Genomic DNA, 14556 nt, shown 5'->3' with positions numbered 1-14556 from the left:
CATTTTTATTTTTTTGCCTAAAATTCATTTTGAAACCCGCTTTGGTGTGGATCTTGAATTCGTTTAAACATTTTTTCCAAGTCAGTAGGTCCAAAATGCACTAAAACAGGACGGCCGTGCGGACAATTAAAAGGATTTTCGCATTGAGCCAGTTGCGCCAGTAACGCCTTAGCCTGCCCCGGTTCTAAGTGGTGGTTGGCTTTGATTGCCTGCTTGCAGCTCATCATAATCGCAGTCTTTTCCCGAAATTTAGCTACCGTCAAGTTTGGATCATTTAAGAGCATTCCCAATAATTCTTTTAAGGTCTGCTCTTCGTGGCCTTCTTTAAACCAAACTGGATGACTATGCAAAACATACGTATTAGTCCCAAAGTCTTCCAAATGCAACCCTAATTGCCAAATCTTATCCATATTTTCGGCAATTTTTAAAGCATCACTCGTCGAATATGATAAGACAATGGGCACCAGCAGATTTTGCTGAGCTCCACCAACTTGGCCGATTTCAACCCGCAGCCTTTCATAATTGCAACGCTCCTGAGCTGCATGCTGGTCAATTAAATAAAGGCCTGCTTGGCTTTCAGCTAAAAGGTAGGTTCCATGCAATTGTCCGATATATAGTAAATCCGGAAAACGCTTGGTACTGGGTGTTTTAGTTAACGGCATCTCCTCAAAAACAGCAGGTTCGTCTTTTGCAGCTGGCATCTTTTCGCCAGCGTATTTTTTATCCCACTTTTTGGCTAAAGGGCTGGTCAAATCTTGCCTGCTTTTAATAATCAAAGGTTCAACTTGGATTGGTTTATTTGGAGACACATCTTGCTTTGGCTCACCCAAAAGTGTTTGAATCAATTCCGTTTTTTCAGGTTGAATACTCTTATAAGCTTGACTGCTTTCTTGGATTTTTAACTTAGACTCATCCAGATTAGCATCAGGAATCAGATTTTCTTGGGCAATCCGCTGGTAAATGGCCTGTGTAAGCAAATGAGCCAGCTCATTTTCCTTACTGAGCCGGACTTCTTTTTTGGTTGGATGGACGTTAACGTCACATAATAAGGGGTCAAGTTCAATGTTGACCACGGCATAAGGAAATCGTCCCACCATTAATTTAGATCCATAGCCGGCCAAAACAGCCTTAATTAAGGCAAAATTTTTCACATAGCGTCCATTAATCAACAGCGTAATCCCGTTGCGGTTTGACCGGGTTTCTTCCGGCAATGAAATGAGCCCGCTAACTTTAAAATCAGCATCTTCGGTTTGAAAAGCCAGCATTTTTTTAGCCGTTTTCAGGCCGTAAATAGCGCTGAACGTTTGTAACTGCTTGTTGTTTCCTGCCGTTTTTAAGATAACTTTATCGTTGTTTTTTAATGTAAAAGCCACTTCAGCATGTCCTAAAGCCAAACGGTCCACAATATCAGTAATATGCGCCAATTCAGTACGCTGCGACCGCAAATATTTCAGCCGAGCTGGTGTATTATAAAATAAATCAGTAACCGTAATTTGGGTTCCTTTACGCAACTGCGCTGCTTTTTGGTCTAAAATTTGCCCGCCTTTTAACTGAATGGTTGACCCGGCCGCTTCACCCTGGCGCGCTGTTTTTAATTCGACTTGCGCTACTGAAGCAATTGAAGGCAAAGCTTCCCCCCTAAAGCCTAAGGTAAATACTTTAAACAAATCCTCTTTGCTGCTGATTTTACTGGTAGCATGCCTTTTAAAAGCTAAAGAAACTTCACTTTGGGCAATACCTTGGCCATCGTCAGTAACCTGAATTTGTTCTAAACCAGACGCTTTGACCTTAATTTCAACTTGTCTAGCCTTGGCATCCAAAGCATTTTCGACTAATTCTTTGACGACTGAAGCTGGACGTTCAATCACTTCCCCAGCGGCAATTTGGTTTGCTAAAGTTTCTGATAATTCATGAATTTCTGCCATTTTATCCCTTCTTCAGCTCCTGTTGCCATTTATGCACCGCTAGCATCACATCCAGCGGCGTCATAGCCATCAAATCACTATTTTGCATTTCCAAAAGTACCCGCTTAGCCTTTGAATCAACCGGCTTAGGACGTTCTTTTTGGGCTTCAAATAATGACAATTGTCCCGTCTCTATTTGAGGTTCATCCACCAAAGCATCCTTTTTAGGCAGTGCCCGTTCAGGTTTAACGGTTTGTTCAAGATTCGTTAAAATCTGGTTGGCCCGGTTAATTAAACTATCCGGCATGCCAGCCAATTTAGCGACATGAATCCCATAAGACTTGTCTGCCGGTCCTGGTTGAACTTTATGCAGGAAAATTAATTCACCATTTTTTTCAACTGCGCCGACATGGATATTTTCTAAATGCGCCAATTCTTTATCCAAAACCATCAATTCATGATAGTGCGTTGAAAAGAGGGTTTTAGCGCCTAAATGGTTGTGCACATATTCAATAATAGCTTGTGCTAAAGCCATGCCATCATATGTGGCTGTTCCTCGGCCAATTTCATCAAACAGTAGTAGGCTGCGGTCGCTGGCATTTTTTAAAGCATCGTTGGTTTCTTTCATTTCGACCATAAAAGTTGATTCACCTGAAATCAAATCATCTGCAGCCCCAATACGGGTGAAAATTTGATCAAATAAGGGCATTACGGCTTCTTTAGCCGGTACAAAGCAGCCAATTTGCGCCATAATCACTGTCAAGGCTAATTGGCGCATATAAGTACTCTTACCTGACATATTTGGCCCGGTAATCAGCAAAATATCGCGCCCTTTTGGCATCAAAATATCATTAGGCACATAATTTTGCTGTCCCATGACCCGTTCAACGACTGGATGCCAACCTGAAATAATTTTTAATTCCCGACTTTTTTCCTGCAGGATTGGCCTGACAAAATGATTTTCTTCACTAACCACCGCCAATGATTGCAGACAATCGAGTTCTGCTACAGCCGCCGCTAATTTTTGCAGGCGCTTAATGTTGGCTTTGATTTGCTCTCTAATTTCGACAAAGAGCTTATATTCCAACTCAAAAGCCTTGCTTTCAGCACCTAAAATCAAGTCTTCTTTTTCTTTTAATTCAGGTGTGATAAATCTTTCAGCATTAACCAAGGTTTGCTTTCTTTCATATCGTCCTTGCGGAAGTTTGCTGATATTTCCTTTGGAAACTTCAATGTAATAGCCGAAAACCCGGTTGAAGCCGATTTTTAAGTTATGAATTCCGGTTTTTTCCCGTTCACTTTGCTCAAGTTCAGCTAGCCACTTCTTGCCGTTTTGCATCGCATCTGTATATTCATCCAGCTGTTTATTGTAGCCTTTTTTAATCAGACCGCCTTCAGTCACTGAAACCGGCGGCTCATCTGCAATGGCTGCTTGAATCAGCTGATAAACCTCACCTACCGGATCCATTCGCTCCAGTAAACCGTCATAAATACCCGTATCATTTAATTCGCTCAAATTATAACGTAACTGTGGAATATGGGCTAAAGACGTCTTTAATTGGATTAAATCGCGTCCATTAACACTACCGAATGCAACTCGACCGGCTAATCTTTCTAAGTCGTAAACCTGCTTTAATTCATCCTGTAAGCTAGCTCTTTCAAAATAATGGTTGATCAAATCTTCGACGATATCCTGTCGCTGACTGATGTCGCTTAATTTCAACAGTGGCCGTGAAATCCACTGTTTTAGCATCCGTGACCCCATCGCGGTTTTAGTTTCATCAAGTACCCATAATAAAGTTCCCTGCTTTTTATTAGTCCGTGCATTTTGCAATAATTCCAAATTTCCCTTAGCATACCGGTCTAATTTCAGATAATAAGACGGCTCGTAGTGAACCGCCAGTTGCAAATGGGCTAAAGAGCGCTTTTGCGTCGCAGCCAAATAAGCCAGCAGGTGTTTTAAAACTTCCTGTTCCAAAGAGGCGGTGATTCTTTGCGCTGCATATGACATTTCTGCTGTTAATTCATAGGCATCCTGGTGTGAAATAAGAATTTTTAATTTATTAAATAAATCAAGGGTCGCATCGGTGACCGTTTGATCTACGACCACTTCTTTAGTTCTTAAACTTGTAATTTCATTCAAAAGGCTTTCACGATCATTTAAGGTAGCACACTTGATTTCACCTGTAGATAAATCGGCATAAGCAAAACCAAAAAGCCCCTTTTCTTCGTGCACGGCCGTCAAATAATTGTTCTCACCCGCTTCTGAAGCTCTGGTATCAATAATAGTCCCTGGTGTGACCAGCTGGATAACCTCTCTTTTAACCATCCCTTTGGCTAACTTGGGATCTTCCATCTGCTCACAAATTGCTACCTTATATCCTTTGTCAATTAAAATATCAATATAATTTTGTACCGCATGATGCGGGACACCGCACATCGGAATCGGATTTTTAGCGTTTTTATTGCGCGTCGTTAAGGTCAATTCCAGCAATTGTGACCCCTTAATCGCATCATCGTTGAACATTTCATAAAAATCACCTAGGCGGTAAAATAAAAAAGCATCCGGATATTGCTTTTTTATCTCATAATATTGCTGCATCATCGGTGTTTCTTTTTTTTGGGCCATCAAAATTCCTCCACTGTTTAATTAAAAAAAGGATGATTGGCGTTGATTTGCAGCGACACAATTTTTTGTGCGTGATTGTTTTTGGGATTAAAGTCAATCACACAAGTACCTAAATTCTGTCGGCCAGTATCATCCACTTCAAATTTAGTCGGCATCCGGGTTAAAAAACGTTCAATTGCATTTTGCCGTTTCATCCCTAAAATACCATCATAAAGGCCTGTCATCCCACATCGGTCAAATAAGCCGTCCCCTTGGGCAAAATATGGGCATCACTGGTTTGAACATGCGTATGTGTTCCAATTACGGCGGTGACTAATCCATCAAAATACCAGGCAAAAGCTTCCTTTTCGCTGGTGATTTCCGCATGAAAATCGACAAAAATATCGTCAGCTTTAATTTTAGCCAGCAAAGCTTGCATTTCAGCAAAAGGATCGTCGGCCGGATTCATAAAAATCCGCCCCAACAAATTTACTACGACGACTTTTTTATCATTTACCTGTTGGATTAAATAACCTTGTCCCGGAACTTTTTTAGGCAGGCTCAACGATTGAACTAATTTTTGAGCATGCGCAATAAAGGTTTGAATTTCAGGATTATCCCACGTATGATTGCCCATAGTAATCACATCTGCTCCTGCTTTCAAAAGTCTTTTATAGCAGTCTTCATTAATGCCACGCCCACGGGTAGCATTTTCACCATTTACAATGGTCAATTGCGGTCGATATTTGCGCTTCAATTGCGGCAGATATTCTTCCAGCATTCTCACCCCTGAATTTCCCATCACATTGCCAATAAATATTACTCACATTAAAAATTAATTCCCTTTCCAAGCCTAATTACATAATGTCTATATCTTAACATTAATCAGTTATTTATGCTAAAAAAGGACTGGTCGCCCAGCCCTATTTTTGTTTAATTGTTAAATCCTAGTCTTCCGCAGCATTAATTGCTTCCAGGATAACACCCAAATTGTCGCGCTTAGTTTCTATACGCTTAAGTTTTTCATCATAAGTAGCTTGAAGATGTTGTGTCCGACCATCGCAATGAAGCTTAGTGCAAATATGGCTAAGTTCGGTTGCTTTTCTTTGTGCAACTTGGTAGTCGTTCAAAATATCAAGTTTATTGCCCATGACAAGGCCTCCTAAAAACATTTAAAATCTCAACTAAGCTAATTTAACATTTTTTTAAATTTTTGTTAAGGCCTTAACATTACAGTTAAATTACAGATTTGTAACTTTATTACGATGTAACTTTTTTTAACATATTTCAGTCTTTTTTGAATAGATTTTTTCCGTTCTTCTAGCAGCTCAAATCCTTGTTTTTAGTCTTTTTTTACAGTATAATAGCCTTAAAAATTAGTTGGTACAAATCATATTTATATCAGCTTTTGACAAGAAGGTAATTGTTTTGGCATTAAAATATTTAGAAGTAGCTCAAGATATCGCAAAAAAAATTAACACCGGCGCTTACACAAATAAATTGCCCAGCGAAGGTCAACTGATGCAATTATATGGGGTCAGTCGTAATACGATCCGCAATGCTTTAAATGCCTTATTCAACCAAGGCATGCTCAAGCGCATTCAAGGCAGTGGCTATTTTGTTAATGAAGCTCTTTACCACAATCATGATATTATCAATATGGCCAATAAATACGGCCTGCGTGACCTCGAAAAAGACGCCCCCATCCAAAGTAAAACCCTCTTTTTGGAAATTATTCCGGCTGACGCTAAATTAGCTGCTCATTTGAAGATTAAGCCTCAAAGCGAAGTTTACCACCTTAAGCGTCTGCGTTTAAGACAAGATGAACTGATTTGCCTAGAAGAATCTTTTTACCGGCGCGATTTGGTACCTTATCTAACAACAGACATCTGCAATGGGTCTATTTTCCATTTCATCAAAGAGCAGTTCAATATTGTCGGTCATGTTACTGATACTTATCTATCTTTGCACTATACTACCCCAGCTGAAAACGAACTGACTAATATTCCTGTTAATCAGGCCGCAATTAAGGTTGAAGAAGTTCACAGTCAAAAAAACGAGCAGCCTTTCGACTACTCTATTTCATACTATTATTTGCCTGACGTCACTTTTTACGCACGTACCGTCAACCATTTAAATAATTAACCTAAACCTGGAATCACTTTGATTTCAGGTTTTTCTTTTTTAAAGTCATTACATCACGAGCAATCATCAATTCTTCATTGGTAGGAATACACATAATCGTCATCTTAGAAGTGGCCTGTGAAATAATCCGACTGCCTTTGAGGTCTTCATTGGCCGTTTTATCGGCTTTAACACCCATAAAAGCCAATTCGTCCATCACTTTTTGCCGAATAACACTAGAGTTTTCACCGATACCGGCTGTAAAGACGATTCCGTCTAAACCGCCCATTTCAAAATAGTATTGACCGATATATTTAACAATATCTTTCACAAAAATATCAATCGCTAACTGTGCACGATGGTTTGTATGCGCTACTTCCAAAATATCGCGCATATCCGATGACAAGCCTGAAATCCCTAAAAGTCCCGACTTAGTATTTAAAGCATAGATCATTTGATCAATGGAATTGATGTGCAGTTTATTCATCAAAAAAGCGATTAATGAAACATCCACATCTCCTGAGCGCGTGGCCATGGTAATCCCCGTTAAAGGCGTAAATCCCATCGAAGTATCATAAGAATGTCCTTCTTTTATCGCACACAAAGATGATCCTGCCCCTAAATGGCATGTTACTAACTTCAACTCTTTAAGCGGCCTTTGCATTAATTTAGCTGCTTCTAAAGCCACATAGCGGTGACTGGTTCCATGAGCGCCATAGCGTCTGACACCTAATTTTTCATACCATTCATAAGGAATACTATACAAGAAATTTTTTTCCGGCATCGTTTGATGAAAAGCCGTATCAAAAACTACAACCGAACAAGCCTCAGGCAAAAGCTGCTTAAAAACTTTGATACCAACAAGGTTAGCGGGGTTATGCAAAGGTGCTAGTTCGGTAATTTTTTTGATTTTTTCAATAACTCTCTCAGTTACCAACGCCGATTTGGCAAAATATTCCCCCCCTGCCACAACCCGGTGGCCAACTCCGGTAATTTCTTGATAATCATTGATAATATGGAGATCCAATAAAAGTTTCATCATTTTTTCTACCGCAACTGCATGGTTTGAAATAGGCTCTTTACTGCGATAAACTTGCCCGTCACCATATTTAATGGTCGTCAACGAACCTTCGATAGCGATACGTTCAGTTAACCCGGCGGCAAGCACTTTTTCTGATGGCATTTCAAAGAGTTTAAATTTCAAACTCGAACTTCCTGAATTAACTGCCAAAATTTTGTCCATATAATCTCCTCTTATGTTACAAATTTCACTATGTATAACTATATCAAAAAAAAATAATTTTTCCAGTTTTTTGTGAATTTTTTCACGTCTTTTTAAAGTTAGGTTAAAATCACCTTTTTTACTAGCCTTTTATAAGAAAAGCAACTAGAATATAAAAGAGAGAAAAGGAGTGATTTATGTGCATGAAGAACAATTAATTGAATGGATTAACCAAGATCCTCATTTCAGTGAAATCTTCAATATTCTCGCACGCTACCACCTGCCTGAAGTTACGCTTTGTGCCGGAACCATCCGCGAACTTGTTTGGAACCATCTTGAAAATAAACCTTCATCAATTATGCGCAACAATTTAGATATCTACTACAACGATCCAGGCCAATCTTATGAAGAATACCTTACAATCCAAAGTAGTCTAAATCAAAGACATTCCAAGTACTTATGGGATTTGCGCAATATCACCCTCAAAAAAAGGCACTCAGATAAATCGCCTGATGGCGCAACCATGAATGAAGTTATTGCTAATTTCCCTGAAAAATGCAGTGCTATCGGCGTTGCCCGCGAAATCGACGGCAGTTTAAATATTATTGCGCCTTATGGTTTAGATGAACTTTTTTCTGAAACCATTACTTCAACTGGCGCTTTAAACGATCTTGACTTCAAACGCCGAATTGAGCGTAAAAAATGGCTGCATGATTTTGAAAAAGCAACTTTAAATATTTAATAAAAAAGAGCCGGGTAAACCTGGCTCTTTTTTTAATTGCGCCACTTGTTAGCCTTGACGTATTTGAAATCAGCTGCTTTTTCAAACAGCGCTTCAAAATCATTTCCTACAATCAAGGCTTCAACATTAGCTTTTGGCATAAAACCTGTCTTGGCACTATGCTGTAAAAATTTCAGCAAATCATCGTAGTAGCCATCGAGATTGACTAAAATAATCGGCTTTTGAACCAAACCTAATTGAAACCACGAATAAACTTGAAAAAATTCTTCCATCGTTCCTAATCCGCCAGGAAAGACCACAAAACAATCAGCTTCATCAATCATTTTTTGCTTGCGGGCTGACATATCACTAACATAGTAAAGCGTGGTTTGCCCCACCGGCCTTACTGCATGATCTTTTAAAATTTCCGGAATCACGCCAATAACTTTGCCGCCTTGAGCAATAATATCTTGATAGATTTTCCCCATTAACCCTAGTCTACCTCCACCGTAAACCAGCGTATCATTGTGCGCACATAAATAGTTAGCTAATTGCTGCATTTTAACCGGCATCTTCAAATCATCGCCTACATTTGAACCGCAAAAAACACAAACTTTTTTATCAGCATAAACTGCCATCAAATTACTTCCTTTGCAATTAGATAACTACATTATACTCTTTAATCGTTTAAAGTGCTGGCACTGCCTAAATATGTAAATCTGGGATTGCTCATTAAATCAATGACAAGTCTCACAAAAGGAATCGAATCATCATTCATATAACGTTTTACTGCTTCACAAATGCAGTCATTAACTAAATCTTTAGCCTCAAAATCATCGCCGTATAACGCATCATGATATCTTCCTTTAGGATAAAAGAAGTTAAAATAATTTTCATCATCTGGTTTAACACCCAAGCCAACTTCCTTAAAACCTTTGACACTGGTACAATAAGCCAAACTTTCCAAAGGCGCAATCAAAGCCTTGATTTTCTTCTTAGACCATGCATGATCAATAAATTCATATACTTCATCTACGTATTCCACAAAAACACCCCTTAAATTTATTTAAAGACACCTGGAAATATTTTAAATAAATTTAAGAGTTTGCGCAAGTGATTACAAAAAAACAAAAAACCTCATTTAATTCAAAATAACTTATAAACAGCTATATTTTAAATTAAATAAGGTTTGTACTTTATTTATAACGAACGACTTCAAAAATATCTTGATTATATTTAACTACTAGAATATTGCAAATCGTATACAAATCAACGAAATATGCCAACTGCTCTATGGTACCGACAAAAGCTAAGGCCAAAGCAATCAACAAAAAAAGATTGCTCGCGATACTCCAGCGTCTTTTCGCATGCCGCAAAGAGGCAACATTTTGCAATTCTAAAGTCGATAACTCATCTGGTGTTCTAACACCGATGGTATTTTGTTTTTTAGACAGCTGCCAATTAAGATAGATATTATAGCTAGTCAAAATAACCAGTGCCACATATACAAAAATAGCAATCAAGTTTACCTTCAAACTCTTCTTCCTTTCAAATGCGGTCAAAACTTATTTAGCAATCACTACATCACATGGCGCCATCCGCGTCACGTAATCTGTAACTGATCCCACCAAAAAGCGTTCTACATAATTCAACCCCGTCGGTCCCATAATAATTAAGTCATTTTTATGATCTTTGATGAAGTCCTTAGCGATTACAGTGCGGGGTGAGCCATAACGAACATGTATATCGATATCTTTCAAACCAGCTTCATTAGCATGCTGCTTTAAACCTTGCAAATATTCGTTTATATCCTCAAAGGCTTGGTAAACAGTATCACCGTCAACATCGGACATTCCAGCGAAATTGACAGTAAATTGACGCATATCAATTACATTTAACAAATCTAAATGGGCATGGTTGGCCTTAGCCACCTCAATGCCACGATCAAAGGCCTTTTCAGCTGCTTTTGATCCATCTACAGGTACTAGGATGTTTTTGTATGCTTGTTCACTCATTTTAGCCACTTCCTTTGCGCTGTAATTCATTTTCTTCTATATAATTATTATAACATTTTTTAAACAATCTTGTGGGTTTCATGCTTTGAGTTTGCAATAAAAGTATGAAATTTTTTGCGGATAAAATCTAATTGCTCAAATAAGGCTGGATTTTCAGCTAATTCATTCATAATATCGTTGCTGACCGCTAAATATTCAGCGTTAAAATTGCTTCTCAGCTTTAATTCAGCTGCTAAGGACCGCTTAATCGAATTTAAAATTAACTCAGCCCTCCGGGTATCATCATTCACTAAAATATATTCAATCGCTGTTTGTGCTTCAGCCCGATAGGTCCGCGCTCTTTCTAATTCATATTCTCTTTGTTTATTTGGCATAATTAAGACTTCCTTTTGCTTTTTGTTTGCGCTTACATTTCACTTATATCATACTTTATCCCATCGTTGAATTCAACTAATAGTTATTTTTTTCTATTTGAAAATTCGGCTTTTATTTTCGTGTTTTTTTGAAAATAGCGCGAAAAAAGAGTAAAATAAAAGGTGTATCCGGAAGGGTTTCCATTTTTTAAAGGAGGAATTATTGTGGCAAAAACATTTGTCGATACGCTTAAAGATAATGTAATTGAAGAAAATAGCAAATTTACAGCCTTTCAAGTGCCAAGCAAGCGTGAAAATCTGATTTTGCAAATTGACAATGACCTTCTTTTTAAACTTTCAGCACATACCGATAAGCTTGAAAAGATGCTGCACACTTTATTGCGAAATCATTCAGCTAAAAATGAGCGTGAAATTATTAATATCAACAAACACAATTACAAAATTTTTCTTTAAAAAGGTAGGTTTATTATGTTTTTAACCACTGGCGAAATTAACCGTACTTATACCATCAAGGGCATTGTCAATGCGACTGTCAAAAAAGAATTAACGTCCGATCAGCTTGATCAAGTCGCTGAATTTGACGATTTATATACTGAAGTTAAAGCTAAATTAATTGAACGCGCCGTTACTAAAGGCGGCGAAGGGATTATTGCGGTTCGCTTTGAACCACAAATTGTTCGCGTATCAGTTGGACCTAAGTACCTGCTTTTGCATGGCTATGGCACTGTTGTCAGTTTCCCACGGCGGTAATTTAAAATTAGTCTTGATTAATTTTAAATTATCTGTATAATTATAATTGTAGTGTTTTTCATTACTTGCCGCTGTGGCGGAATTGGCAGACGCGCAGCGTTCAGGTCGCTGTTGGGTTTTCCCAGTACAGGTTCGACTCCTGCCAGCGGCAGTCATTAAAAGAGGTCTTATGGACCTCTTTTTTCTTTTCTGAAAACAGAATTAAACATAAAAAAAGAGGTTTAAAAACCTCTTTTTTATTATTTAATCAATTCATAAATTGCTTCAGCGTAAATAGAGCATGCATCAACTAAAACATCAATAGGTACAAATTCATTAGCTTGGTGCATTGTATCTGGTGTATCTGGGAACATAGCCCCAAAGGCCACCCCGCGTTCCATTAAGCGACCATATGTGCCGCCACCGACAACTTTGCCGGTAGCATGTTCGCCGGTTTGGCGGTTATAAGTATCAAGCAGAGTCTTAACCAAAGGATCATCAGGTGAAACATAGTGCGGCACCATAACATCGCCTTGTGTCAAAGTGAAGTGATATTCATCTTTAAAGTTAGCTAAGCCCTTAGCCAAATCATTTTCATCCATGCCTTTAGGGAAGCGGAAGTTAAGGGTAATTTGCCCACCCTTTTGTGCTTCAAAGTTCAAAACACCGGCGTTCATCGTCAAATCGCCCATAATTTCATCATTAAAGGACATACCTAAAGTTTCCATACGTGAATCTTGGTGCAGATATTTAGCCATAAATTCAATAAAGGCTTTGGCATCGCCGCCAAAATTGAATTGTTGCAAGAAATCAGCCATATAAGTTCCGGCATTTTCGCCGTTACGTGGTTCTTGACCGTGAGCGGCTTTACCAATCATATGCAAGTACAAATTGTTATTTTCTACATAAGCAGTTCCGCATACCACATGACTAGCTACATAAGTGTCAAAAGCTTCAATGATTGGTGTTTTATCCTTGACTTTCAAAACCACTTCACAGTCTCTTGGCACCATATTTTCTCGTAAGCCGGAGTTAAAACTGATTAATTCAACTTCACCATCATTTTGACCGGCAAAATCTAAGAAGAAGCTGGCATTGCCCTTTTCGCCATTAATAACAGGGAAGAAGGCATCCGGTGAAAAGCCGAAATCAGGCGCCGGCATTTTTTCAAAGTAATGTGTCATCCCGCGCCACTTGCTTTCTTCGTCCGTTCCTAAGATAAAGCGCACCTTTTTTGAAACAGGCAAATTCAATTCCTTAATCATCTTTAAAGCATAGTAACAAGCCATACTTGGTCCTTTATCATCTTGTGCACCACGCGCATACAAGTTGCCATTTTTAATAACCGGCTTAAAGGGATCAGTATTCCAGCCATTGCCCGCTGGCATCACGTCCACGTGTGCCAAAAGTCCCAATACTTCATCACCTTGGCCAAATTCAATATGCCCAGCTAAACCGTCGAGTTCTACGGTTTCAAAGCCATCCCGCTTGCCGATTTCCAAAAATTTATCCAAAGCTTGCTTAGGTCCAGGACCTAAAGGAGCGTCTTTAGTGCCCTTAGCTTCGTCACGTACACTTTCAATTTCCAACATGGTGGTTAAATCTTTTAACATTTCATCTTGGCGTTTTTTTGCTTCTTGTTTCCAATCGATTGCCATCATAATTCCTCCTCAATGTTACTTTTATTTTATCATGAGTCACCCTTCTTTTCTTAAAAAATTTGCTATACTAGAGGCAAAAAAGAAAGGATTTGATGTTATGGAAGAAATTACTTACGCCGCAGTCCGAAAAATTATCACCAAGCGCCCGCAAAAAAGCCATAAAGGCACCTTTGGCCGCGTTTTAATTATCGGTGGCAATAAATATATGGGTGGTGCTGCCATTATGGCGAGCCAAGCTGCCGTTTATGCCGGTGCTGGTCTCGTAACTTGCGCCAGCAGTAAACGTAATCGTTCCGCTTTACATACCCGCTTGCCTGAAGCGATGTTTCTTGACTACCACGACTCAAAAGCTTTACTTAAAGCTATCAATACGAGTGATGCTATTGTCTTAGGGCCAGGCTTAGGTGAAAGTGCCTGGGCTAAAAAATTAATCCAATTAACTTTTGAAAACGTTCCAACTTCTGCTAACTTAATTGTTGATGGTTCGGCCCTAACCCTAGTCGCTCAAAATAAAGACCTTAAATTAAGCTTGCCTGCCTGTCATTTAATCTTTACACCGCATGAAATGGAATGGCAGCGGCTTTCACAAATCGCCATCAACCAGCAAAAACCTGCTCAAAACCTAAAAGTCGCCCAAAAATTACAAGCAACAGTGGTTTTGAAAAAACATGGTACTGAAATTTACCATCCTTCAGGTCGCGTTGCTAAGTTAACCATCGGTGGACCGCATATGGCCACTGGCGGGATGGGCGACACCCTAACCGGTATTTGCGCTGCTTTCTTAGCGCAATTCAAGGACAAGGATCCTGAATTAGTCTTAGAAGCAGCGGTTTTTAGCCATAGCCAAGTCGCCGACGAACTCGCCCAAAGCCGCTATGTTGTTTTACCCAGCCAAATTGCCTTTGAAATGCCGCGGTATATGCACAGGGTGCAAGCGTGAGCGCTTATGAGCCGTACGCTAAGCTCCAAAGAGGCCGTTTTTTTTGCGGTAATTAAAGTACAGAATTTAAAAATGGTGTTATATCAGGTTTGATATAACACCATTTTAATTTATTTAGCTTGTGGCGTAAATCGCCATAAAAGTAAGCTGCCGTAGCCCCGCCTTGAACTACCTACAATTAAAATCGTAGGAATCGCGTCACGCGATTACATTACGTGTACATTAAAAAACGATACACGCTCCGAACCTAGTTATAAT

15 protein-coding genes, 1 tRNA gene and 1 pseudogene are annotated in these 14556 nt (G+C 39.1%); 6 read left to right on the top strand and 11 right to left on the bottom strand.

Going from position 1 to position 14556, the window contains the following annotated elements; all coding sequences use genetic code 11:
* Positions 1-17 precede the first annotated feature (17 nt).
* From mutL to BMX26_RS03175, 4 genes and pseudogenes are all read right to left on the bottom strand, one after another.
* Entirely contained in the window at positions 18-1925 is a 1908-nt protein-coding gene (gene mutL / locus BMX26_RS03190) for a DNA mismatch repair endonuclease MutL (RefSeq protein WP_075530019.1), read from the bottom strand.
* A 1-nt stretch (position 1926) separates the two neighbouring features.
* Positions 1927-4533: a DNA mismatch repair protein MutS gene (gene mutS / locus BMX26_RS03185; RefSeq protein WP_075530018.1), complete on the bottom strand. Its 2607-nt coding sequence runs from the start codon at positions 4531-4533 to the stop codon at positions 1927-1929.
* Between the two features lie 17 nt (positions 4534-4550).
* Positions 4551-5314: pseudogene (locus tag BMX26_RS03180) on the bottom strand (TIGR00282 family metallophosphoesterase).
* A 145-nt stretch (positions 5315-5459) separates the two neighbouring features.
* Complete coding sequence (locus tag BMX26_RS03175) at positions 5460-5663, bottom strand: hypothetical protein (protein ID WP_075530017.1); 204 nt, start codon at positions 5661-5663, stop codon at positions 5460-5462.
* Between the two features lie 277 nt (positions 5664-5940).
* Here BMX26_RS03175 and BMX26_RS03170 point away from each other — a divergent pair, with 277 nt between their 5' ends.
* Positions 5941-6657 carry a GntR family transcriptional regulator gene (locus tag BMX26_RS03170; RefSeq protein WP_075530016.1) on the top strand — a complete coding sequence of 239 codons (717 nt, stop codon included), beginning with the start codon at positions 5941-5943 and terminating at the stop codon, positions 6655-6657.
* A gap of 13 nt (positions 6658-6670) precedes the next feature.
* Here the strand turns inward: BMX26_RS03170 and BMX26_RS03165 are convergent, their stop codons facing one another.
* Positions 6671-7879: an acetate/propionate family kinase gene (locus tag BMX26_RS03165; RefSeq protein WP_075530015.1), complete on the bottom strand. Its 1209-nt coding sequence runs from the start codon at positions 7877-7879 to the stop codon at positions 6671-6673.
* Positions 7880-8057: 178 nt separating this feature from the next.
* On the opposite strand from BMX26_RS03165, the gene BMX26_RS03160 reads away from it, so the two are divergent.
* Positions 8058-8600, top strand: coding sequence for a nucleotidyltransferase family protein (locus BMX26_RS03160; RefSeq protein ID WP_075530014.1), 543 nt, complete (start codon positions 8058-8060; stop codon positions 8598-8600).
* 32 nt (positions 8601-8632) lie between these two features.
* Here the strand turns inward: BMX26_RS03160 and BMX26_RS03155 are convergent, their stop codons facing one another.
* From BMX26_RS03155 to BMX26_RS03135, 5 genes are all read right to left on the bottom strand, one after another.
* Entirely contained in the window at positions 8633-9217 is a 585-nt protein-coding gene (locus BMX26_RS03155; RefSeq protein ID WP_075530013.1) for a TIGR00730 family Rossman fold protein, read from the bottom strand.
* A gap of 41 nt (positions 9218-9258) precedes the next feature.
* Positions 9259-9624 (bottom strand): hypothetical protein, encoded by a 366-nt coding sequence (locus tag BMX26_RS03150; protein WP_075530012.1) that lies wholly within the window; start codon positions 9622-9624, stop codon positions 9259-9261.
* A 151-nt stretch (positions 9625-9775) separates the two neighbouring features.
* Positions 9776-10114: a hypothetical protein gene (locus BMX26_RS03145; protein ID WP_225355191.1), complete on the bottom strand. Its 339-nt coding sequence runs from the start codon at positions 10112-10114 to the stop codon at positions 9776-9778.
* 30 nt (positions 10115-10144) lie between these two features.
* Entirely contained in the window at positions 10145-10594 is a 450-nt protein-coding gene (locus tag BMX26_RS03140) for a universal stress protein (RefSeq protein WP_075530010.1), read from the bottom strand.
* Positions 10595-10653: 59 nt separating this feature from the next.
* On the bottom strand, positions 10654-10968 hold the full coding sequence (locus BMX26_RS03135; RefSeq protein ID WP_075530009.1) for a hypothetical protein: 315 nt from the start codon (positions 10966-10968) through the stop codon (positions 10654-10656).
* A gap of 204 nt (positions 10969-11172) precedes the next feature.
* Between BMX26_RS03135 and BMX26_RS03130 the strand changes: the two genes are divergently transcribed.
* The 3 genes from BMX26_RS03130 to BMX26_RS03120 all read left to right on the top strand — a co-directional run bounded on the left by BMX26_RS03130 (position 11173) and on the right by BMX26_RS03120 (position 11869).
* Entirely contained in the window at positions 11173-11421 is a 249-nt protein-coding gene (locus tag BMX26_RS03130) for a hypothetical protein (protein ID WP_075530008.1), read from the top strand.
* A 15-nt stretch (positions 11422-11436) separates the two neighbouring features.
* A complete protein-coding gene (locus BMX26_RS03125; RefSeq protein ID WP_075530007.1) occupies positions 11437-11718 on the top strand; it encodes a hypothetical protein in 282 nt (93 codons plus the stop codon).
* A gap of 67 nt (positions 11719-11785) precedes the next feature.
* Positions 11786-11869: transfer RNA gene (locus BMX26_RS03120), tRNA-Leu, on the top strand.
* Between the two features lie 88 nt (positions 11870-11957).
* Here BMX26_RS03120 and pepV read toward each other — a convergent pair.
* Entirely contained in the window at positions 11958-13355 is a 1398-nt protein-coding gene (gene pepV, locus BMX26_RS03115) for a dipeptidase PepV (RefSeq protein ID WP_075530006.1), read from the bottom strand.
* 100 nt (positions 13356-13455) lie between these two features.
* Here pepV and BMX26_RS03110 point away from each other — a divergent pair, with 100 nt between their 5' ends.
* Positions 13456-14298, top strand: coding sequence for an NAD(P)H-hydrate dehydratase (locus tag BMX26_RS03110; protein WP_075530005.1), 843 nt, complete (start codon positions 13456-13458; stop codon positions 14296-14298).
* Positions 14299-14556 lie beyond the last annotated feature (258 nt).

It is taken from the genome of Ligilactobacillus sp. WC1T17, from assembly GCA_900110005.1.
Lineage (GTDB): Bacteria > Bacillota > Bacilli > Lactobacillales > Lactobacillaceae > Ligilactobacillus > Ligilactobacillus ruminis_A.
This window is presented reverse-complemented; position numbering and strand designations above follow the sequence as displayed.